This window comes from Streptomyces sp. NPDC052701, assembly GCF_040678355.1.
In the GTDB taxonomy this organism is placed as follows: Bacteria; Actinomycetota; Actinomycetes; order Streptomycetales; family Streptomycetaceae; genus Streptomyces.
The window spans coordinates 55,745-77,335 of sequence record NZ_JBFATO010000035.1 but is presented as its reverse complement, the minus strand read 5'-3'; the positions used below and the strand labels follow the sequence as shown (position 1 = coordinate 77,335).

The 21,591-nt window shown below is 73.3% G+C and carries 12 protein-coding genes, 1 tRNA gene and 3 pseudogenes; 5 read left to right on the top strand and 11 right to left on the bottom strand.

What is annotated here, in order from left to right; translation table 11 throughout:
* Window positions 1-86 precede the first annotated feature (86 nt).
* Window positions 87-695 carry a hypothetical protein gene (locus AB0L29_RS29215; RefSeq protein ID WP_365831198.1) on the top strand — a complete coding sequence of 203 codons (609 nt, stop codon included), beginning with the start codon at window positions 87-89 and terminating at the stop codon, window positions 693-695.
* Window positions 696-1,170: 475 nt separating this feature from the next.
* On the opposite strand, the gene nrfD is transcribed toward AB0L29_RS29215, so the two are convergent.
* The 4 genes from nrfD to selD all read right to left on the bottom strand — a co-directional run bounded on the left by nrfD (window position 1,171) and on the right by selD (window position 7,670).
* Window positions 1,171-2,241, bottom strand: coding sequence for an NrfD/PsrC family molybdoenzyme membrane anchor subunit (nrfD, locus tag AB0L29_RS29210; protein ID WP_365831196.1), 1,071 nt, complete (start codon window positions 2,239-2,241; stop codon window positions 1,171-1,173).
* Entirely contained in the window at window positions 2,238-3,266 is a 1,029-nt protein-coding gene (locus AB0L29_RS29205) for a 4Fe-4S dicluster domain-containing protein (RefSeq protein WP_365831194.1), read from the bottom strand. Before AB0L29_RS29205 ends, nrfD begins: the two co-directional genes overlap by 4 nt.
* Window positions 3,263-6,559 (bottom strand): formate dehydrogenase, encoded by a 3,297-nt coding sequence (fdh, locus tag AB0L29_RS29200; RefSeq protein ID WP_365831193.1) that lies wholly within the window; start codon window positions 6,557-6,559, stop codon window positions 3,263-3,265. The genes AB0L29_RS29205 and fdh overlap by 4 nt, the downstream gene beginning before the upstream one ends.
* Before the next feature lie 85 nt (window positions 6,560-6,644).
* A complete protein-coding gene (selD, locus tag AB0L29_RS29195) occupies window positions 6,645-7,670 on the bottom strand; it encodes a selenide, water dikinase SelD (RefSeq protein WP_365831191.1) in 1,026 nt (341 codons plus the stop codon).
* A gap of 170 nt (window positions 7,671-7,840) precedes the next feature.
* On the opposite strand from selD, the gene AB0L29_RS29190 reads away from it, so the two are divergent.
* Window positions 7,841-7,933 (top strand) — tRNA-Sec (locus tag AB0L29_RS29190).
* A 35-nt stretch (window positions 7,934-7,968) separates the two neighbouring features.
* On the opposite strand, the pseudogene AB0L29_RS29185 reads toward AB0L29_RS29190, so the two are convergent.
* The 3 genes and pseudogenes from AB0L29_RS29185 to AB0L29_RS29175 form a co-directional block, all read right to left on the bottom strand.
* Window positions 7,969-9,735: pseudogene (locus AB0L29_RS29185) on the bottom strand (SelB C-terminal domain-containing protein); the annotation flags it as partial.
* 5 nt (window positions 9,736-9,740) lie between these two features.
* Window positions 9,741-11,183, bottom strand: coding sequence for an L-seryl-tRNA(Sec) selenium transferase (gene selA / locus AB0L29_RS29180; RefSeq protein ID WP_365831189.1), 1,443 nt, complete (start codon window positions 11,181-11,183; stop codon window positions 9,741-9,743).
* A gap of 192 nt (window positions 11,184-11,375) precedes the next feature.
* Window positions 11,376-12,548: a Cmx/CmrA family chloramphenicol efflux MFS transporter gene (locus AB0L29_RS29175; protein ID WP_365831187.1), complete on the bottom strand. Its 1,173-nt coding sequence runs from the start codon at window positions 12,546-12,548 to the stop codon at window positions 11,376-11,378.
* A 679-nt stretch (window positions 12,549-13,227) separates the two neighbouring features.
* On the opposite strand from AB0L29_RS29175, the gene AB0L29_RS29170 reads away from it, so the two are divergent.
* Entirely contained in the window at window positions 13,228-16,509 is a 3,282-nt protein-coding gene (locus AB0L29_RS29170) for a LamG-like jellyroll fold domain-containing protein (protein WP_365831185.1), read from the top strand.
* Window positions 16,510-16,737: 228 nt separating this feature from the next.
* Here AB0L29_RS29170 and AB0L29_RS29165 read toward each other — a convergent pair.
* The 3 genes and pseudogenes from AB0L29_RS29165 to AB0L29_RS29155 all read right to left on the bottom strand — a co-directional run.
* Window positions 16,738-16,860, bottom strand: a pseudogene (locus AB0L29_RS29165) (cupin); the annotation flags it as partial.
* 223 nt (window positions 16,861-17,083) lie between these two features.
* Window positions 17,084-17,740: pseudogene (locus tag AB0L29_RS29160) on the bottom strand (NAD(P)-binding domain-containing protein); the annotation flags it as partial.
* Window positions 17,741-17,779: 39 nt separating this feature from the next.
* Complete coding sequence (locus AB0L29_RS29155; protein ID WP_365831183.1) at window positions 17,780-18,592, bottom strand: inositol monophosphatase; 813 nt, start codon at window positions 18,590-18,592, stop codon at window positions 17,780-17,782.
* Window positions 18,593-18,707: 115 nt separating this feature from the next.
* On the opposite strand from AB0L29_RS29155, the gene AB0L29_RS29150 reads away from it, so the two are divergent.
* Together AB0L29_RS29150 and AB0L29_RS29145 are read left to right on the top strand one after the other, a co-directional pair.
* Window positions 18,708-19,646, top strand: a complete 939-nt coding sequence (locus AB0L29_RS29150) for a LysR family transcriptional regulator (RefSeq protein WP_365831181.1) — start codon at window positions 18,708-18,710, stop codon at window positions 19,644-19,646.
* Window positions 19,643-20,161 (top strand): transposase, encoded by a 519-nt coding sequence (locus AB0L29_RS29145; RefSeq protein WP_365831179.1) that lies wholly within the window; start codon window positions 19,643-19,645, stop codon window positions 20,159-20,161. Before AB0L29_RS29150 ends, AB0L29_RS29145 begins: the two co-directional genes overlap by 4 nt.
* Here AB0L29_RS29145 and AB0L29_RS29140 read toward each other — a convergent pair.
* Window positions 20,067-21,569, bottom strand: coding sequence for a family 43 glycosylhydrolase (locus AB0L29_RS29140; RefSeq protein WP_365831177.1), 1,503 nt, complete (start codon window positions 21,567-21,569; stop codon window positions 20,067-20,069). The genes AB0L29_RS29145 and AB0L29_RS29140 overlap by 95 nt on opposite strands.
* Window positions 21,570-21,591: the final 22 nt, after the last annotated feature.

Below are 21,591 nucleotides of genomic sequence, written 5' to 3'. Positions count from 1 at the left end.
GAGGGTTGCGGGCGTGTGGGCCGTGCGGGTGCGGCGGTGGCGTCACGGGATGCGCGACAGGGACGACGAGTACGGGAGGACCAGGCGTGACGGGACTGACGATCTTCATGTTCGTGCTCTCCGCCTTGCTCATCCTCATGGCCTGTATCAAGGCGGACCGCGTCCGCTCCTGGCGCGAATCGGTGAACCCCTCGGCTCCGGACATCCCGGATGCCGCGTTCACGGTCGCGCGGATCGTGTTGGTCGTCATGGCGGTGGTCAATGTCGTCCTCGGTTTCCGGGGCCTCGCCGCGCAGGACACCATGGACTGGAGCGACGAGGAGCTGACGAGCGCGGTCGAGGGGGCCACGGAGGCCCTGGACGGCGATGTCATGTACGGCGACTCGCTCGGGACCGACTCCCAGGCCGACCTCGACGGCGACTACGCCAGGAAGGTCGAGGACGAGATCGTCGAGCATGGCGGTGGTGACGCCCCCGGGTTCGGGGTGGACGCCGCGGTCGTCGGCCGGGCGATGACCGACCGGGCTCGTTACCGGATCACGGCCAGCGGTGCGGGGAAGGCGTTCTGCATGCACGTCGAGCGCACTCACGACGGGTACATCGAGACCGTGGCGCCCGGGCTGTCCGGCGACGCGGCCGCCGTGAAACTGCCGAAGTACACCTTCGAGGTGTCCACTCGGGCGGGTGAATGCTGAGCCGCCGCCATGGCAGTGGTGTGCACGGCGTCCATCGGCCCGGTCCCTGAAGCGATCTTCATGCCGCTCCCCGTCCACGCCCTGGCCCACCGGCCGCCGACCGCCGAGGCAGTCGCCGAGTTCGCCGCCCTGCCCACCGTGCCTTGCGTTCCTGGCGAGGCCGACGCCGTCGATGAGGAGCTGAAGCGACGCGGGTGGAGGCGGGAGCACGGCCTGGTCCGCGATTCCTCCGGCGCACTCCCACCCACGCGCCGACACCCACGCGCCGACAGCCGGGCCGTCGACCGGCAACGGCCCCTACGGCCGCCTCACGCACCTGCGGCCGTCCTGCACACCGCTGACCTGTGGCCCCGGACTGCCGCCCGCCGATGACGAGGACGGTCTGATCGGACGGATCACCGCGCACGCCGACTGGTGAGCCCGCGCAGGACGAGGACGGCACCGGGGACGCGTACCCGAGCCGGGTGCCACCGCTTCAGCGGTCCGAACCGTGCTCGGGAGCCGCGTCGAGGCGGGCACGTTGCGGGACCATGACGTAGGCGGGGTCCTTCGTCGACGCGACGCCGCCCTCGAAGGTGCCGAACCGTTGCAGGGCGCTGCCGGTGAGCAGGGCGAGCCCGGCCGCGGCCGCGGCCGGGCGGCTGTGGCGGGCGACGGTGACCGCGGCGAGCCCCCCGCCGAGGGTGAGGTGTTCCGCGGCCCGGCGCAGGCGGTGGGCCCGGCCCCTGGTGTAGGCCCTGGTCTCCAGACCGGGCCGGTGTTCGATGAGCCGGGCGGCGGCGAGTTCCGCCGCCGCGCCCACGGCCGCGAGACGCCGGGCGGGGGCCGCCTCGGTCACCGGGGCGAGCAGCATGCCCAGGCCCGCACCGCTCGCGGCGGCGGAGCCGGTGAAGAGGAAGGGCAGTTCACGGCGGGCTTCGTGCCAGGCCGGCACGGCCGTCTGGGAGAGCAGCACCGCCGTGTAGGACGCGAGAGCGGGGGCGAAGGCGGCGGCCCACAGCCCGCCCGGCCGGCCCGCCCGGTGCAGCAGGCGGCCGGGCGGGGTGGCGCGCCAGGAGGCGGGCAGCAGCTCGGCCGCGGCGGCGAGGCCGCTGCCGGGCCCGTAGGCGACGAGGATCCAGGTGCCGACGGACATGGGCGACGTCGGTTTCGCCACCCGCAGCATGTGGTGGAAGCGTTCGGGGCGGCCCAGGTCGGCGATCAGCAGGTAGGTGCTGGCGAGCAGGGCGCCGAAGCCGCCCAGGCGGCCGGCGCGGCGCAGGGCCGGGCGGCCGGTCAGGTCGGCGCCGGCGGACAGCAGGGCGGCGCCGGCCGACAGGCCGCCGGTGAACAGGTAGGCGGGGACCTTCCACTCCCACACGGGCGGTTTCAGTACGGGCCGGCCGTAGTAGGAGCGGAACCCGCCCGCCGGAACGGCCGTTTCCTCTTGGTGGCCGTCGTGGCCGGCGCGGTCGGCGCGGCCGCGGCCCGAGGCGAAGGTGCCCGCGCGGACGTCGGCGGCGCCCGCGTCGCCGCGCGGCTCGTGCGGCAGTCCGTCGTCGCTCACCGGCGGGCCCCCTTTCCCCACTTGACGAAGACGGCGGCGGTGGCCGCCAGCAGGGCCGAGGCGGCCGTACCGGCGTGCTTCCACATGGACGGCAGGTCGCGGGTGGGAACCACGGGGTCCGGTGGCAGCCCGTAGACCTCGGGGTCGTCGAGCAGCAGGAAGAACGCACCGTCGCCGCCCACGCCGTCGTCGGGGTCGCGACCGTACAGGCGTGCCTCCTCGACGCCCGCCTCGTGCAGTTGCTCCAGCCGCCGGTCGGCCCGCTCACGCAGCTCGTCGAGCGGCCCGAACTGGATGGAGTCGGTGGGGCAGGCCTTGGCGCAGGCCGGTTCCAGGCCGCCGCGCAGACGGTCGTAGCACAGGGTGCACTTCCAGGCGCGGCCGTCGTCGGGCCGCCGGTCGATGACGCCGTAGGGGCAGCCGGAGACGCAGTAGCCGCAGCCGTTGCAGATGTCGGGCTGCACCACGACGCTGCCGAACTCGGTGCGGAACAGCGCTCCGGTGGGGCAGACGTCGAGGCAGCCGGCGTGGGTGCAGTGCTTGCACACGTCGGACGACATCAGCCAGCGGAAGTCGGTCCGGGTCTCGGCGCCGGTGCCGGCGCCGGGCAGGCCGAAGGAGGGGAACCCCAGGTCGACCGGACCGGTCCCCGGCTCGCCGCCGCCGCGGGGCGCGTCGTGCGGGGCGTCCGCGGCCACCTCGGCGGTGTGCCCGGTGCGGGAGGGGCCGGTGGGCAGGCCGGCCAGGCCCGGGTCCTGCCGTCCCAGGGGGCGCTCCTGCTCGACGAAGGCGACGTGCCGCCACGAACTGGCGCCGAGCGTGCCGGTGTTGTCGAAGGACATGCCCAGCAGGTCCAGGCCGTCCTCGGGGACGTCGTTCCACTCCTTGCAGGCCACCTCGCACGCCTTGCAGCCGATGCACACGGAGGTGTCGGTGAAGAAGCCGACGCGTGGCGGGTGCTCGCGGTGGCCGGCGTCGGCGGCGGGGTCCCGCAGGGGCCCGTACAGGCTGTGGTCGTCGGTCATGGGGAGTCCTCCGGCCGGTCCGGTTCGGTGTGGGCCGGCCTGTGGTCGTCTCCGTCGCCCGCCGTCATGAGGCGGGTGCCGGTGAGCGGTGTGATCCCGGCCCGGCGGCGGTAGTCCTGGACGTACTCCAGCAGGGCCGGTCCCCGCGGCCGCCGCCCGGGGCGGATGTCGCAGGTCAGTACCTTGCTCTCCTGGATCAGTACATTGGGCTCGGCCACCACCCCGATGAGGTCGTTGACGACGTCACCGCCGGTGAGTCCGGTGTGGCCCCAGTGGTAGGGCATCCAGACCTGGTGGATGACACGGTCCTCGACGCGCAGCGGCGCCAGCCGGTCGGTGACGACGACGCGTGCCTCCACCGCGGTCCGGCTGGTGACGACGTGGGCCCACTCGAGGTGGCGCAGCCCGCGTTCGGCCGCCAGTTCCGGCGACACCTCCACGAACAGTTCCGGCTGCAGCTCCGCCAGGTACGGCAGCTGGCGGCTCATGCCGCCCGCGGTGTGGTGCTCGGTGAGCCGTGCCGCCGTGAAGACGAAGGGGAACACGTCGCTGTGCGCTTCGGGCGGGGCCGGGTTGGAGGGGTTGTCGCGACGGCCGTAGACCTTGCGCGTCGGGTTGGCCTGCTGGCCGTACAGGAGGTTGCGCACGGGCGACTCGTGCGGCTCGTAGTGGGTGGGCAGCGGGCCGTCCGTCAGTCCGGACGGCGCGAACAGCCACGCCTTGCCGTCGGCCATCATGATGAACGCGTCGTCGCCGCTCAGCGCCTCGGGGCCCGACGCGCCCCCGGGGGGCCGGTAGCCGGGCGGCTTGTGCCGCTCGAAGTCGGGGACGTCGTGGCCGGTCCACTCGCCGCTCTCCTCGTCCCACCAGACGAGGGCCTTGCGTTCGCTCCAGGGGCGCCCCTGGGGGTCGGCGGAGGCGCGGTTGTACAGCACGCGCCGGTTCAGCGGCCAGGTCCAGCCCCACTCGGACTCGTACGGCCCCTGCTCGGAGCGGGGTTTGCGGCGCCGGGCCTGGTTGACCTCGTCGGCGTACACCCCGCTGTAGATCCAGCAGCCGCAGGCGGTGCTGCCGTCGGCCTTCAGGTCGGTGTATCCGCCGACGGCGCGCCCGGTGGTCAGGTCGATGCCGTTGATGCGGCGCAGGACGTCCGCCGCGGACGGCTCGTCCCCCTCGGTGCGGTAGTCCCAGGCGAGGTCGAGCACGGGCCGGTCGCGCTCGTCGGTGGAGCCGGCCAGCTTCTCCTTCACCAGCCGGCCCAGGTGGTGGAAGAACCACAGCTCGGAGCGCTGGTCACCGCTCGGCTCGACGGCCTGGTCCCGCCACTGCAGCATGCGCTGGGTCTGGGTGAACGTGCCGGACTTCTCCACGTGCGAGGCGGCGGGGAAGAAGAACACCTCCGTGCGGCAGCGCTCGGTGACGATCTCCCCGGTCTCGATCTCGGGGGCGTCCTTCCAGAAGGTGGCGCTCTCGATCATGTTCAGGTCGCGGACGACCAGCCAGTCCAGGTTGGCCATGCCCAGGCGCTGCAGGCGTCCGTGCGCGGAGCCGACGGCCGGGTTCTGGCCGAGCAGGAAGTAGCCGAAGACCTTCCCGTCGACCATGTCCATCGCGGTGCGGTAGGTGCCGTGGTCGCCGTCGATGCGGGGCAGATAATCGAAGCAGTAGTCGTTCTGCGCGGTGGCCGCCTCCCCCCAGTACTCCTTCAGCAGCGAGACCGTGTAGGCGTCGGCGTTGCTCCAGAAGCCCTTCTGGCCGGGGCGGCGGACGGCGTCCAGGTAGGCGGCCAGGTTCTCGTGGCCGGTGTCCGGCATCGGCAGGTAGCCGGGCAGCAGGTTGAACAGGGTCGGGATGTCCGTGGAGCCCTGGATGGAGGCGTGCCCGCGCAGCGCGTAGACGCCTCCGCCGGGACGGCCGATGTTGCCCAGCAGCAACTGGACGATCGAGCCGGCGCGGATGTACTGGGCGCCGGTGGAGTGCTGCGTCCAGCCGACGCTGTACACCAGGGCCGCGGTGCGCTCCCGGCCGGAGTTGTCCGTCCAGGCCCGGCACACCTCCAGGAACGCGTCCTGGGGGACTCCGCAGATCCGCTCGACCGTCTCCGGGGTGTAGCGGGCGAAGTGCCGTTTGAGCACCTGGTACACGCACCGCGGGTGCTCCAGGGTGGGGTCGGAGGCGAGGTCGCCTGCGCCGCCCTCGACGGCCGGGCCGCCGGCGCCGTGCTGGTAGGGCGCGGCCTGTTCCTTCCCGCGGTGGCCGGGCCCTTCCTCCGCCCCGGCGCTCTCGTACGCCCAGCTGGAGGGGTCGTAGGAGGCGGTGTGCGGGTCGTAGCCGCTGAACAGGCCGTCGAGGTCCTCGGTGTCCTGGTAACGCTCGCTCAGCAGGAACGGCGCGTTGGTGTACGCCTCGACGTACTCCCGGAAGTCCAGGCCGTGGGAGAGGATGTAGTTGATCACCCCGCCCAGGAACGCGATGTCGGTGCCGACCCGCAGCGTGACGTGTCGGTCGGCGAGCGCGCTGGTGCGGGTGAACCGCGGGTCGATGTGGATGACCTTCGCGCCGCGCGCCTTGGCCTCCATCACCCACTGGAACCCGACCGGATGGGCCTCGGCCATGTTCGAGCCCATGATGACGATGCAGTCGGCGTTCACCAGGTCCTGCTGGTAGTCGGTGGCGCCGCCGCGTCCGAACGAGGCTCCCAGACCGGGAACCGTGGCGGAGTGTCAAATACGCGCCTGGTTCTCGATCTGGATCGCGCCGAGCGCGGTGAACAACTTCTTGATCAGGTAGTTCTCCTCGTTGTCCAGCGTCGCGCCGCCCAGGCCGGCGAAGCCCAGGGTGCGGCGCAGCGGGCGGCCGCAGGCGTCGGTGTCCTGCCAGCCCCGGCGCCGGGCGTCCAGCACCCGGTCGGCCACCATGTCCATGGCCACATCGAGGTCCAGGTCCTGCCACTCGGTGGCGTACGGCGGCCGGTAGCGCACCTTCCGCTCGCGCTGGGGTCCGGTGACGAGCTGCTTGCTGGCGGAGCCCTTCGGGCACAGGCGGCCGCGCGAGACGGGACTGTCCGGGTTGCCCTCGATCTGGATGACGCGCTCGTCCTTGACGTAGACGCGTTGCGCGCAGCCCACCGCGCAGTAGGGGCAGACCGAGTCCGCCACCCGGTCCGCGCGGGCCGTCCGGGGTTCGAGACCGGCGGAGCGCCGGGACTGGGCCGCCTTGCCGCGGCCGAGCCGGTCGGCTCCCGTGAGCTGCCGGTACACCGGCCACCCGCCGATCCACCGTTCGAAGTCCATACGCCCGCTCCCTCGTACGGCGGCACGCCCTCCTCCGAGACTACGCGGGCGCGGGCCGCCCGCAAGCGGGCGCGTGGCCGCGGGGTCACCGCAGGACGACGGAGGCCGGTCCGCGCGGCACCAGTTCGCCGACCACCGGCGCCCCGGGCACCTCCCCCGCCACCAGCAGGCCGCCGGAGGTCTGGGCGTCGGCCAGGAGGAGCCGGGTGCCGGCGTCGGTGTTCCCGAAGTCGGTGAACGGCGTGACCCACTCCAGGTTGCGCCGGGTGCCGCCGCTGACGTACCCGTCCCGCACCGCTTCCCGGGCCCCGTCGACATAGGGCACGGCGGCGGTGTCGACCACAGCGGTCACCCCCGAGGCCCGCGCCAGCTTGTGCAGGTGGCCGAGGAAGCCGAAGCCGGTGACGTCGGTGGCGCACCTCGCCCCGGCCGCCAGAGCGGCTGCGGAGGCGTCCCGGTTGAGCGCGACCATGGTGGCCACCGCCTGTTCGAACCGCTCGCCGGTGGCCTTGTGCCGGTTGTTGAGCACGCCGAGGCCGAGGGGTTTGGTGAGCGACAGGGGCGCGCCCGGCCGGCCGGCGTCGTTGCGCAGGAGCCGTCCGGGGTCCGCCAGGCCGGTGACGGCCATGCCGTACTTGGGTTCCGGGTCGTCCACGCTGTGCCCGCCGCCCACGTGGCAGCCGGCCTGCGCCGCGACGTCCAGCCCGCCGCGCAGCACCTCGCGCGCGAGATCGAACGGCAGCACGCCGCGGGGCCAGGCCAGGAGGTTGACGGCGAGGACCGGGCGGCCGCCCATCGCGTACACGTCGGACAATGCGTTGGCCGCGGCGATGCGGCCCCAGTCGTAGGGGTCGTCGACGACGGGTGTGAAGAAGTCGGCGGTGGAGATCACCGCCTGGGCCGGGGCACCGTCCTGCGCGGGCAGGGCGACCACGGCCGCGTCGTCACCGGTGGCCAGCCCGACCAGCAGCGGGGTGTCGCTCGCGGCCGGCGCGGGCCCCGTCAGTCCGCCGAGCACCTCCTCCAGCTCGCCGGGCGGGATCTTGCAGGCGCAGCCGCCCCCGTGGGCGAACTGGGTCAGGCGGAGCGGGGTTTCGCGCGTGGACGTCATGCCTGGTCTCCTGATCGGCGTGGTGAGGTGCGCGGCACGAGGTGGCGCCGGACGGCCCCGGTGGAGCGGCCGTACCCGGCGCCCGGCCTGCCGGCACGCCGGGCGGGGCCGATGCGGGGGTGCCGGTGCGGTCCGGGTGCCGGTGCGGTCCGGTAGCCTGGGCCGGCGACGGAGGCGTGTGGGTGCCTGGTGGCCCTCCCGGTCTTCAAAACCGAGGTGCCCGAGGATCTCGGGCAGGCGGGTTCGATTCCCGTCCGCCTCCGCCGGTCCCGCCGGCCCGGCAGCGTCGGTGCCGGTCGTCCACGCGTTCGGTGTACCCGCGGGCGTCCAGGAACTCCAATAGTGGCACGGCCACCCGGCGCGTGGTGTCCAGGGCCTGGCGGGCCTCGCTCAGCGTGAACGGCTGCGGGATCCTGCGCAGTACGTCGGCGGCCCGGGCGTCCGCCCCCGGCAGCAGCACGATGCCGTCGCCGACCCGCAGCAGCGCGCCCGCCGCGACCGCGGCGGCCAGCGCCTTGCGGGTGAGGCCCAGTTCGGCCAGGCGGTCGGCTTCCGGGGCGCGGAACGGTGCCCGTGCCAGCTCGCGCCGCACCGCGCCGACGGCCGCCCGGACGGACGGCGGAAGCGCGGGGCCCCTGTTTCCGGGACCGTACAACCGCCCCCTGCTGCGGCGCAGTGCTTCCTCGCCCGGGGTGTCGGCGAGCGCGTCGACCAGCGCCCGGTCGGGCAGGCCGAGCAGATGCCGGGCCGCCTCCGTGGGCAGTCCGGGGTCCAGCGGGTGGCGGGCCGCGTGCCGTTCCACCTCGGCGGCCAGGCGGCCGCGCAGCGCCGCCCAGTGGCCGGGGTCGGCCAGCCAGTCCCCGGCGACGGGCGGGGCGGGGATGGGTACCCCCATCGCCGCCAGCTCCGAGCGGCGCACGAGCCCGCGCCGCCGCAGTTCCGCCGTGCCGTCCGGGCGGCCGGTCGTGCCCGCCAGCTCGGCCGCCCTGGTCCGGGCGGCTCCGCGCCGGGTCAGCTGCGGCGGTCGCACGTCCAGTACGGTCACCCCGCACGGCACGCGCCGCCCGCCCGGCTCCCGCAGGACGGCCCGGTCCCCCACCCGCAGGGGCAGCACACGGGACAGGGTCAGCCTGGCCGTGTCCCCGCCCAGCGGCCGGACGGTGACCGGCACCGCGGCGGTGCCGATGTGCAGGGTCACCGTCCGGGGCAGGTCCCCGGCCGGCCTCCCGACGAGACGGACGTCGGTCGTCCGGGTGAGCAGCCAGCGGCCGGGGGTCAGCAGCACCTGGCCCCGGCCGAGCAGCCCGTCGGCGGCGCCGTGGACGTTGACCGCCACGCGCGCCACGCCCCTGGCCTCCGGCCGTTCCTCGTGCAGGCACTGCAGCCCGCGCACCCGCAGTGCCGTCGTGCCGTCCCCCGTCACCAGCCGGTCACCGACCCGGAGGGTGCCCGCGCCCAGGGTGCCCGTGACGACCGTCCCGTGGCCGCGCACGGTGAAGGCGCGGTCCAGCCACAGCCGCACGTCCGCGTCGGCGGGAGGGGTGGGCAGTGACCGGGCCAGCCGGCCCAGCTCCGCACGGAGTCCGTCGAGTCCCGCACCGGTCACGGCGCTCACCGCGACGGACGGGACGGCGCCGAGGGAGGTCGCGGCCAGGCGTTCCACCGCGTCCGCCCGTACGGGTCCGGGATCCGCCAGGTCGCTGCGGGTCACGGCCAGCACGGCGTGCCGCACCCCGAGCGCGTCCAGGATCTCCAGGTGCTCCTGCGACTGCGGCTGCCAGCCCTGGTCGGCGGCCACCACGAACAGCACGGCGGGCACGGGGCCGACGCCGGCCAGCATGGTGGCGACGAACCGTTCGTGACCGGGCACGTCGACGAACGCGATGTGCTCCCCGCCGGGGCCGCCGGTCCCGTCCGGCTCCAGCCGGGTCCACACGAACCCCAGGTCCAGGGTCAGTCCTCGTCTGCGCTCCTCCTCGAACCGGTCGGGTTCCATCCCGGTCAGCGCCCGCACCAGAGCGGACTTGCCGTGGTCGACGTGTCCGGCGGTGGCCAGTACCCGCATCGCGCCTACCTCCCCGCGACCGTGACCGACCGCACGGCCCCGGCCAGCCGTTCGTCGTCCTGCGCCGGCACCGCCCGCAGGTCGAGCAGGCACCGCCCCGCCTCCAGGCGTCCCACGACGGGGACCGGTCCGGTCCGCAGGGCGGCGGCGTACCACTCGGGCAGCGACAGCGCGGCGCTGGGCAGCGTCACCCCGGGCGCGCCGCCGCCGCCCACCGTCGCGGCGCTCCCGACGGCCCGGACGTCGACGCCGTCGGCGCCCAGTGAGGAGGCCAGCCGCTCCGCGCGGCGCTTCAGACGTGCCGGATCGGCGGCCAGGGCCTCACCGGTCGGGGTCTCGGGGCCGCGCAGCGTCGCCTCCAGTGCGGCCAGGGTCAGCTTGTCCACCCGCAGGGCGCGGGCGAGCGGATGCCGGGAGACGGTGCGGACCAGGTCCTCCTCCCCCAGCAGCAGTCCGCACTGCGGTCCGCCCAGCAGCTTGTCGCCGCTGGCGGTGACGAGCGACGCCCCCGCCTTCAGCTGGGTGCCGGCGTCGGGTTCGTCGGGCAGCAGTGGATGCGGGCGCAGCAGTCCGGAGCCGATGTCGACGACGACGGGGACACCCAGCGCCGCGAGGTCACCGACGTCGGCGGCCCGGGTGAAACCGGTGATCAGGAAGTTGGAGGGGTGCACCTTCAGCACGAACGCCGTCTGCGGGCCGATGGCTCCGGCGTAGTCCGCGACGGTGGTGCGGTTGGTGGTGCCCACCTCGCGCAGCCGGGCGCCGGTGGAGACCAGCAGGTCCGGCAGGCGGAAACCGTCCCCGATCTCCACCATCTCCCCCCGGCTGATGACGATCTCCCGGCCGGCGGCGAGGGCGGTGGCCGCCAGCACGAGCGCGGCGGCCCCGTTGTTGACGACGTGCGCCGCGGCGGCGGACGGCACCCGGTCGCGGAGGGCGGCCAGCGCGGTGCGGCCCCGGCGGGCCCGTGCCCCGGTGTTCAGGTCCAGCTCGACGTCGGTGGGCCCGGCGGCCTCCTGCACGGCCTGCCGGGCCGCCGCCGACAGTGCCGCCCGTCCGAGGTTGGTGTGCAGCACCACGCCGGTGGCGTTGATCACCGGTCGCAGCCCGCTCACCGTGCGCGGCAGCAGGGCGACCGCCGTGTCGGCCACGCCGTCGGGCGGGACGGTCCCCGAGCGCGCCCGCTCCTGCGCCTGCCGGACCGCGGATTTCACCACTTCGGACCCCAGCCGGCCGGCCGCCTCCGCCAAGCGGGGGTCGCGCAGCACGGCGTCGGTGCGGGGAATGCGGCGCCGCCGGTCCTCCGGTCCCGGCTCCGGTCCCGGCTCCGGTTCCGGTCCCGGCTCCGGTTCCGACGGCACATCCCTTCCCCGGACGGGCCCGGCGGCACCGGGGGCCCGGCCTGCGGACCTCGCCCCGCTCCGTCCGGTTGCGACCCGGTGGTCCATGCGCCCCTCCATCCGCCGTCACGCCCGGATCGTCACCGTCCGGGGACCTCCATCGTCCCCCAGTGCCCCTGGTCGGTGACAGGACACGCCGGGCCGGGACCGGCGTCGGCCGCCGAGCCGGGCGGGCTGCCGGACCGTCTCCGGGGCGGCAGGCTGTCCGCCTGACCGCCCCGGCCGCCGCCGAGCGGGCCCTCAGCCCCGGCGCGCGGTGTCCGTACGTCCGCCCGCACGGAGGGGGAACGCGACGAGCAGCGCGAGCGCGACGAGGAGTGCGCTCGCCCAGAACGGGCCGAGGTTCCCGGCCGCGGTGCCGAGGGTGGGCGCGGCGACGAGGGGGCCGACGGCGGCACCGGTGTTGAGCGCCGCGGTCGCGTACGCCCCGGCCATGGTGGGGGCTTGTGCGGCCTCGTGGAGGACCCGCGTGATCAGTGTGCTGCCCAGCGCGAACGACAGCGCGCCCTGGACGAACACGAGGACGAGCAGGGCGACCGGCTGGCCGGCCAGCACGGCCAGGGCCGGCCAGCCGATGAGCAGCAGCGGACCGCCGACCGCGACGACCGGCCCGGGACGCTGGTCGGACAGCCGGCCGGCGACGGTGACCCCGGCGAGGGAACCGGCACCGAAGAGCATCAGGACGACGGAGACCCACAGCTCGCCCAGCCCGGCGGTGCCGGTCACCACGGGGGCGAGGAAGGTGAAGCTTGCGAACGTCGCCGCGTTCACCAGCGCGCCGAGCAGCATCACCAGGATCAACCGCTCCCTTGCGAGCTGGGCGAGCTCCGTCCGCAAGGCCGGCCTGCCGGTCGCCTCCTTCCGCACACGTCCCGCCGGGACCCCCATCAGGATGCCGAGGGCCGCCGGCAGGCAGAGAGCGGCGACAGCCCAGAACGTGGCCCGCCAGCCGAGCAGCGTGCCGAGCACCGATCCACCGGGGACGCCGGCGATCGTGGCCGCCGTCGTGCCCGACAGCAGCACGGCCAGCGCGCGTCCCTTCCTGTCGGGCGGGACCAGCGTGGTGGCGGCCGTCAGCGCGACGGCGAGGAACCCCGCGTTCGCGAGCGCGGCGAGGACCCGGGTGGCGAACAGGACCGGGAAGCTCGTGGTGAGGGCGCCCACGGCGTGAGCCGCCGCGAAGGCGAGGATGAACCCGAGCAGGCCGAAGCGCCTGGGCCAAGTGCGGGAGAGCGCGGCCACAAGAGGGGCGCCGACGGTCATGCCGATCGCGAAGGCCGAGGTGAGCACGCCTGCCGTCCCGGCGGTGACGCCGAGATCCGAGGCGATGTCCGGCAGGAGGCCGGCGAGCATGAACTCCGAGGTGCCCATGGCGAAGACCGCCATGGCGAGCAGGTACAACGGGAGAGGCATCGAGTGGCTCCGGGATGAGGAGAGGCACGAGAAGGTCTTCTCTCACCGCGGCCGGCCCCAAGGGCCCACTCGTCCCGCCACGGGACGCGGCGCGACGGCAGGGCTGTGAGCTCAGTGGTTCAGGGGGCTGACGGCGCGGCCGAAAGCCCCCACCTCGTCCGACTCAGGACTCGACATGGCCCGCACGCTACCCGGCCGGCGCCCGCCGGGGCACCTCGGTTTCACCCGCCACCGGGCCGTGGCCACGGGATACGGCGAAACCGCCGTCCGGTGCGAGGCGACCGTACCGATCGCGGTCCTCAACGGGTGGCCGTGCGCGGCGCTTCCCCACGGTTCCCGGCCGTCAACCCGTGCTGGCCGGCAGCCGCCGTCCGCCCCGCCGGTGCTGCCGCGCCGCGACACCTCGTACGGCCCGGTGCGGCGGGGACACGATCACCCGGGCACGCTCCGCGCGGGCGGACGGCACCGCCGCACCTGCGGCGATGACTTCTCCAGCGGCGCAGAGCCGGCCTCGGCGTCCGTTCCGCACCCGGCGGTTCGCCCTCGCCGGGGGCGGATCGACCGTTGCGCGAGGTCTGGACAGTCGTCGAACGGCGTGCTGTCATTCCGCTTGCCGTAAATTTTCCAACGTTGGAAGAGCCGAGCCGCTGACCGAGCTCCCTGTGCGAGGAAAGGTTCGATGACAAGACAACACGCCCGTTCGCGGGCCAGAGTGTGGGCGCTGCTGACCGCGGCCGCCCTGGTGCTGCCCACGACCGGCCTGATACCCACCGCGTCGGCCGCGGAGCCGGCCGGCGGCGCGTCGGCGGTGTCGGCCAGCTCCGACGAGGCGGCCGTCGAGGTGCACGGCCTGAAGGGCGAGTACTTCAGCATGTCGGCGCCGGGCGCGCGGGACTTCGCCGAACTCGGCGGCACCCTGCTCGATCCGCAGATCAACTTCTCCGGTCTGACCGGCACGTTCCAGGAGCTGACCGGCAGGACGGAGCACACCACCGCCCGCTGGACGGGGCAGATCGAAGCGCCGGCCACCGACGATTACACCTTCTATGCCATCGGCGACAACGGCTTCCGGCTCTTCATCGACGGAAAGCCGGTCATCGACCACTGGGAGCCCGACTGGGACAGGGAGCAGACCAGCGCGGCGATCCGGCTGACCGCCGGGGAGAAGCACGACTTCCGTCTGGAGATGTTCCAGGACCTCGGCGGGGCCAACATGTTCCTGCGCTGGTCGACGCCGACCCTGCCCAAGCAGCTGGTTCCGAGCACGGCGTTCACCCCGCCGGCTGGCTTCGAGGTCTATCCGGTGGAGCTGTCCGTCGACAAGGACGGGCGGCGGCTGCGGGCCCGCTTCGAGGGCGAGGTCGGTGACGTCCGGGCGGTCGAGGACCACCTGAAGGTCGAGGCCGACACCGTGCCCATGCCGCTCGGCTCCGTCGCGGTCGATCCCGGTGACCCCCGCTCCCTCCTCGTCACCCTGGCGGCGCCGGTCCAGAAGGGCCAGCAGGTCCGGGTCACCTACGACGGCGCGGGCGGCCTCACGGCCGGCGGCGAGACCGTGCCGAAGCTCGTCCGCTTCGCGCAGAACGCCTCCGCGCACCGGCTCACCACCGAGTGGGGCGACCGGCTCGACCCGAAGAACCCGCTGCCGGAGTACCCCCGCCCGCAGCAGGTGCGCGACCGGTGGAAGAACCTCAACGGCCCCTGGCAGTTCAGCGCCGCGAAGGCGGGCGAGCAGCCGGTCTTCGGCAAGAACCTCGACGAGAAGATCATCGTGCCGTTCCCGGTCGAGTCGCAGCTGTCCGGGCTGGAGCGGCACGAGGACCACATGTTCTACCGCAAGCTCGTCGACGTGCCCAGGAACTGGAAGGTCGGCAAGAGCGGCAACGGCAACCGGCTGAAGCTCAACTTCGGTGCCGTGGACTACCAGGCCCGCGTCTGGGTCAACGGCCGCAAGGTCGCCGAGCACACCGGCGGTTACACCGCCTTCAGCGCCGACATCACCGACGCGCTCAAGGGCACCGGCCCGCAGGAGGTCGTGGTCGCGGTCACCGACACCGGCGGCGCGAACCAGCCGATGGGCAAGCAGTCCACCAACCCGGGCGGCATCTTCTACACCCAGTCGTCCGGCATCTGGCAGACCGTGTGGATGGAGCCCGTCGCCCGCACCTCCATCGACGACGTCGTCACCACCCCCGACATCGACACCAGCAGCCTCGCGGTGACCGTCCGGTCCGACGACGCCTCCAGCAGGGCGCGTGTCGAGGCCGTCGCCCGCGACGCCCGCGGCAAGGTCGTCGGCAGGGTCCGCGGACCGGCCAACGAGCGGCTGCGCCTGCCCGTGGCCAAGCAGCACCTGTGGAGCCCCGACGACCCCTACCTCTACGACCTCGACGTCAAGCTGACCGACGGCAGGTCGACCGACGAGGTCGGCAGCTACTTCGGCATGCGGAAGATCGGGATCAAGAAGGTCGGCGGCTACCAGAAGCTCGTGCTCAACGACAAGCCGGTCTTCTCCCTCGCCACGCTCGACCAAGGGTTCTGGCCCGACGGCCTGTACACCCCGCCGAGCGACGAGGCCCTCGCCTTCGACCTCGAGGCGCACAAGAAGCTCGGCTTCAACGCCGTCCGCAAGCACATCAAGGTGGAGTCGCCCCGCTGGTTCTACCACGCGGACAAGCTCGGCCTGCTGGTCTGGCAGGACTTCGTCTCCGGCAACATCACCGACGAGACGGGGCAGAAGGCCTTCGTGGAGCAGGGCAGGGAAATGATGCGGCAGCATCACAACGCGCCCTCCGTCATCGGCTGGATCGTCTTCAACGAGGGCTGGGGCGAGTGGAACCGCGAGGAGAGCGGCCGTATCGCCGAGTCCGTCAAGGCCGCCGACCCGTCCCGGGTCGTCAACGCCCACAGCGGTGTCAACTGCTGCAACTCCAAGGGTGACTCGGGCAAGGGCGACATCATCGACCACCACGACTACAACAACACCGATCCCGCCTTCCCCGACGCCAGGCGGGCCGCCATGGACGGCGAGCACGGCGGCTTCACCCTGCGCATCCCGGGCCACCTGTGGCCGGGCGCCCCGACGGTGATCTACAGCGGTGTCGCCGACAAGGAGGCGCTGACCCGCAAGTACGTCGAGAACACCGAGAAGTACTACCTCGACCAGGCCGGCGCCGAGCTCTCCGGTTCGGTGTACACGCAGATCTCCGACCTGGAGAACGAGCTCAACGGCCTGTACACCTACGACCGCCGGGAGATCAAGGTCGACCCGGTCCGGGTCCGTGAGGTCAACCGCAGGGTCATCGCGGCGGGCGCCGCCGCGGGTGAGCGCCCGGCGCTGAAGGGCGGCGGACACTGGGCCCTCGACGAGGGCACGGGCACCACCGCCGGGGACGACGGCCCGAACGACCGTCCCCTGAAGCTCACCGAGGGCACCTCCTGGACCTCCGGCGTCAGCGGCAGCGCGCTGAGGTTCGACGGCCGAAGCCAGTACGCCGAGACGGACGGGCCGGTGCTCGACACCACCGGGAGCTACTCGGTGTCCGCCTGGGTGACGCTCGACTCCCTGCCCGGCAACTACGCCACCGCGGTGAGCCAGGACGGCCGGCGCCAGGCCAGCCCGTTCTACCTGCAGTACGGGCAGGGCGCCTTCGCCTTCAGCACGCCCGGCGGGCAGCGCGCCCGGCTGGTGACCACCCCCGAGACGGGCCGCTGGTACCACCTCGTCGGCGTGCGGGACGCCGCGAGCAACGAGATCAGGCTGTACGTCGACGGCAAGCTCGCGGCGACCGCGACCGCCGGCCCGAACTACGTCGGCTCCGGCCCCCTCGCCGTCGGACGGGCGAAGTGGGACGGCGCGAACACCGACTTCTGGGACGGCGCGGTCGACGAGGTCCACGCCTACGACAAGGTGCTCACCGCCGAGGAGGTGAGCGAGCTCCACACGCGGGAGAAGCCGTAGCGGCGAAGCACTCCGGCAGCCGAGGCCGGTGCCGTCCCCCGGATGTCCGGGGGACGGCACCGGCCTCTTCGGTCCCGCCGTTCAGGACGGGCGTCCCGAGGGGAACCCGCGGGTGGCCGGTCCCCCGCGGAACGCCGACACCGTTGGCGAACCCGTACGGGCCGGGCTCGCCCTGGAGTGGCCATCGCGGTGGGGAGCGGCAGTCCTGCAACGGCCCCGAACCGCTCCCCCGGGCTCGGAGTCTTCCGGGAAGTAGCTGTCGTGTCGGATGCGGAACTGCTCGAGCTCTTCGCCACCGCGCTGCGCCGTCTCCGCGACCCGCTCGAAGTACTCCTCGTGTGGGGCGCCCGGGGAGCTTCTGGTCGCGCCGAGCGGACAGTTCGGCCGTGGCTCTGCACACGGGGACGGGAGTCGTCCGTCGACGGCTTAGGGAGTCGCCTCGCGTGTCGCAGGCATGATCGATGCCGATGAGTTCGGGCGTCACTTGCAGCCCGGCGAGCGTTGCCTCCGCCGGCACCCGGCCGGCTCGCACGAGCCCGCTGCCTGGTGTTGGTCCGAACGCGGTTTCGGTGGGTCAGCGGGCGAGGGAGACGGCGAAGGGCTTGAAGCCGTGTCGGCGCAGAACGTGGGGCACGACCAGGATCATGGCCTCGGTGGCGCGGGCCGTGGTGATGTCGCCGAGGTCCTCGATCCATTCGGGCTGCCAGCCCAGGTCGCCGAGCAGGCCGGTGACGGTCCTCTTCGCGTGTTCGTCGTCGCCCGAGAGATAGGCGGTCGGTGGGGTGGCCAGGATTTCGGGTGCGGTCATGACCATGAAAAGCATGGTGTTGAGGGTCTTGACCACATGGGTGTCGGGGAGCGCGGCCTGGAGCTTCTCGGCGAGGCTGCTGCCGGGATAGCACAGGTCGCCGGGCAGGCCGTCCCCGTCGTCGCGGGTGGCGTTGGAGACGTCGACGAGGATCTTGCCGGCGAGGTCGGTGCGCAGGTCGGTGAGGCGGTCCAGGGAGCTGTCGCCGGGCGTCGCGTTGATCACGATGTCCGCGGTGCGGGCAGTGGCGCGCTGGTCGGCGAAGGCGATCCGCGGGGCGGGCCCGGCGGTGCGGGCGGTGGTGTCCTCGGGGCTCCGGCCGCCGAGGGTGACTTGGTGTCCGGCTGCGGAGAGCTTGCCGGCGAGGTTGGTGCCGACGCGGCCGGCGCCCAGGATGCCGATGCTTGTCATGCGGTGACGCTCCTTGCGGTATCGGGGTGGGGAAGAGCGGGGACTTCCCGGTCAGACGGTCGGCGAGAGGACCTTGAGGGCGGCGCCGTGGATGCCGGGGGCGGCGGCCAGGAAGTCGCGGCTGCCGGTGTTCCAGGATTCGCCCGCCAGGTCGGTGACGGTGCCTCCGGCCTCGGAGACCAGCAGGGCGCCGGCGACCAGGCCCGAGCGGACGTCGGAGAACTGCCAGAACGCGTCCATGCGTCCGGCGGCGACGTGGATGAGCTGCATCGTGGCGGGAACGGACACCCGCACGACCAGGCCGTTGACGAGCATCGCGGTGACGGAGTCACCGATCCGCCGGAAGGTGCGCTCGTCCTCGCCGGGCTTGGCCTGGCCGGTGCCGGTGAGCGCCGCGCCCAGGTCGGTCTTGGCGGACACCTTCAGGGGCCGGCCGTTGAAGCGGGCACCGCCGCCGGCGACCGCAGTGTAGGTGTCGCCGGTCAGCGGCAGGTGGACGACGGTGAGTACCGGCTGGTTGTCGCGGACCAGGGTGGCGGTGACGGCCCAGTCCTCCATGCCGTGGACGTGGTTGATGTTGCCCTCGGCGGGGTCGACGACCCACCATTCCCCGGGCGGGAGCGCGCCGCCGGCCAGTTCGTCCTCGGCCCACTGCGACCCTCGCCGGGCCCGCAGCAGCGGTTCCCGCAGCACGTCCAGCACCGCGTCGTCGTTGGCGTGGATCTCGCCCACGACCTCGTCCAGGCTCACGCCCCGAGCGTGCGGGGTGTGGCGGTCACGCAGCGTGCCGCCGGCGGTCTTCACCGCGGCTGTCACGTCGGACAGGAGCGTCGTACCGGCGTCAGAAGGCATGACTGTGCTCATGGTGGGTTCCCTGGGATCGGTCGAAGCGGGGCGGTTGTCTCGCCCCCGCACTTCGAAGGTAGGCCGCTCGGTAATTAACAACAAGTGCATGCTTGTCACTCGTAGAGTTACCGTCATGCAATTGGATCTGAACCTGCTCACGGCCCTGGACGCCCTGCTGGAAGAGGGCAGCGTCGCCGGTGCGGCAGCACGCCTCCACGTCACCGCACCGGCGATGAGCCGCTCCCTGGGCCGCATCCGCAAGGCCACCGGTGACCAGATCCTGGTCCGCGCCGGCCGCAGCATGGTCCCCACCACCCGCGCGCTGGCCATGCGCGCCGAGGTCCACGCCCTCGTGCAGCAGGCCCACCGGCTTCTGTCCGCGCAGCAGGAACTCGACCTGGCGACTCTGGACCGGGTGTTCACCGTGCGCTGGCACGACGCCCTGACCGCCGCGTGCGGCACCGCCTTGACCACGGCCGTCCGCCGTCAAGCCCCCGGCGTCCGGCTGCGCCTGTCCGCCGAACCCGGGACCGACGACGCCGAGCTGCGCCGGGGTGAGGTCGACCTCGAATCAAGCTCCGGCGCTCCGACGCTCCCCGACATCCGCCACCGCCTCGTCGGCAGGGACCGGCTGGTCGTCGCCGTCCGCCCGGGCCACCCGCTCACCGCAGGCCCGCTGAGCCTCGAGCGTTACGCGGCCGCCGAACACCTCACCGTTTCGCGGCGCGGAAGCCTGCGCGACCCGGTCGATGACGCCCTGAGCGCACACGGCCTCGAACGACGCGTCGTCGCCGCCGGGCCCACCACCGCCTTCGCACTGCGACTCGCCCTCGACACCGACCTGGTCGTCACCCTCCCCGACGCGGTCACCCGCACGGCCAGGGAACAACTCGGCCTGGCCACACTGCCGCTGCCGCTCCCGCTGCCCGACGTACCCCTGTACCTGCTGTGGCACCAGCGCTACGACGACGACCGCGCCCACACCTGGCTGCGGGACCTGGCCGCCGAAACCGTCCAGGCCCTGTTCACACCACCGAGCGGGGTGGCCGCCGGCGGGACCGTCGTGAGGTGATCGACGCGATCGCCTACGAGTTCCACACCGGTACGCAGTGGGTGCGCCTGCCGGAGGAGCACGGCACCTGGCGGGGCGTCCACGACCGGCTGCGGATGTGGGCCGTGGACGGTACCTGGGAGCGGGTGTCCGCCGCCCTGGTGGCCCGGGCCGACGCCGATGAGGACCTGAGCCGGGCGGTGCCGGTGGACCGAAACGATCGTGCGGGCTCACCGGCACGCGGCCGGGGCCCGCAAAAAAGGGCCCCGACACCGACGCCCTTCCCAGAGGAGCCGCGGTCGGCGCGGGCGCGGGTGACGGTATCGACGGCGGGGAGGCCGGCCCGCCCCGCGCCGGACTCGCCGCCCGGCCGGCCGTCCGCGGCGGCACGGCGGCGCCCGCCGAGGGGGCGGGCGCCGCGTGAACGGGCGGGCGGGCGGATCACTGCGCGGGGCGCACCGCCACGTTGTCGAAGGAGGCGGCGGTGTCGAAGACCCGGACGCCGTTCGCGCCGCTGCGGTGCGTGCCGTCGGTGACGGAGATCCTCGGCGTCGCCAGGTCGTCGACGTACACCTTGATCGAGGAGCCGACGGCCGTGACGCGCAGCCGGTGGGTCGAGCCCGGGGGAAGGGACATCCGGGCGGTGCCGAGCGGGGTCCAGGAGCCGTCGGCCCGCCCGAGCACCACCCTGCCGCTCGCGCTGATGCCCGCGTAGTACCCGGAGTAGCTGTCCGGGCCGACGCCCGGCCGGGTGACCCGGAACGTCAGGCCGGCGTCCCCTCCTCCCGAGGTGAGCGTGACGTCGGCGTCATAGGTGAGGTCGGCGAAGTTCGTGTCGAGCAGCGCCTTGCCGCCCGGGGAGCGGCTCGCCCGGTAACGCCCGCCGGCGGCCGACCAGGATCCGCCGTAGGTCTTCCAGCCCAGCGCGTTGCCGTCGGCGAAGTTGTCCCGCACCTGCATCTCGACCCGACGGATGGTGCCGTCGGCGTTGAAGTGCAGCCGGTCGTAAGCGAGTTGACGGTGGTTGCCGTCGGTCTCGCTGAGCGGGCGGCGGTGGTAGACGATGTACCAGACGTCGGTGCCGGGCACGTTGACGACCGAGTGGTGGCCGGAGCCGCGGGCGACCGCCGGGTCCTGGGCGAGCACTTTGTCGATCTTCCTGAAGGGTCCGGTCGGCGAGTCGGACATGGCGTAGGACACGGAGTAGTCCGGGCCGGTCCAGCCGCCTTCGGACCACATGAAGTAGTACTTGCCGTCGCGTTTGAACATGAAGGAGCCCTCGGTGTAGTTCTCCGGGGTGATCTCCTTGTAGGTCGACCCGTCGGCGAAGGTGCCGAGGCTGGTCATGTCGGGATTGAGCTTGACGACGTTGGCGTGGTGCCAGCCGCCGTAGTACATGTACGCCTGGCCGTCGTCGTCGATGAAGACGTCCTGGTCGATGGGCTGGGCGCCGTTGTGGAACTGCGAGATCAGCGGCCGGCCGATGGCGTCCTTGTAAGGGCCTTCGGGCCGGTCGGCGACGGCCACGCCGATGCCGCCGAGCTGCGCGTCGTTCTGGATGTCGTTGGCGGCGAAGTAGAGGTAGTACTTCCCGTTGCGCTTCACCGGTGCCGGAGCCCACAGGGCGTACTCGGCCCAGGAGATGTCCGCCGTCGTCAGGACGTCGGGGTGCTTGGTCCAGTTGACCATGTCGGCCGAGGAGAACGCGTCGAGGCGGGTCTGCTCGTGGTAGGCCTTCGACGTCGTGGGGAAGACCCAGTAACGGCCGTCGTAGATCTCGGTGTCGGGATCGGCGTACCAGCCGTCGACGAAGGGGTTGCCCGCCTCGGACGTGGTGTACACGGGGGCGGCGACGGCGGCGGAGGGCGAGAGTGCCACGAGGAGCCCGCCGGCGAGCAGTAAGGCGCAGGTTTTGGCGAGGGGCCCGGTGCTGGTGACAGTCATGGTGGATGTCCTCCGATGGTGT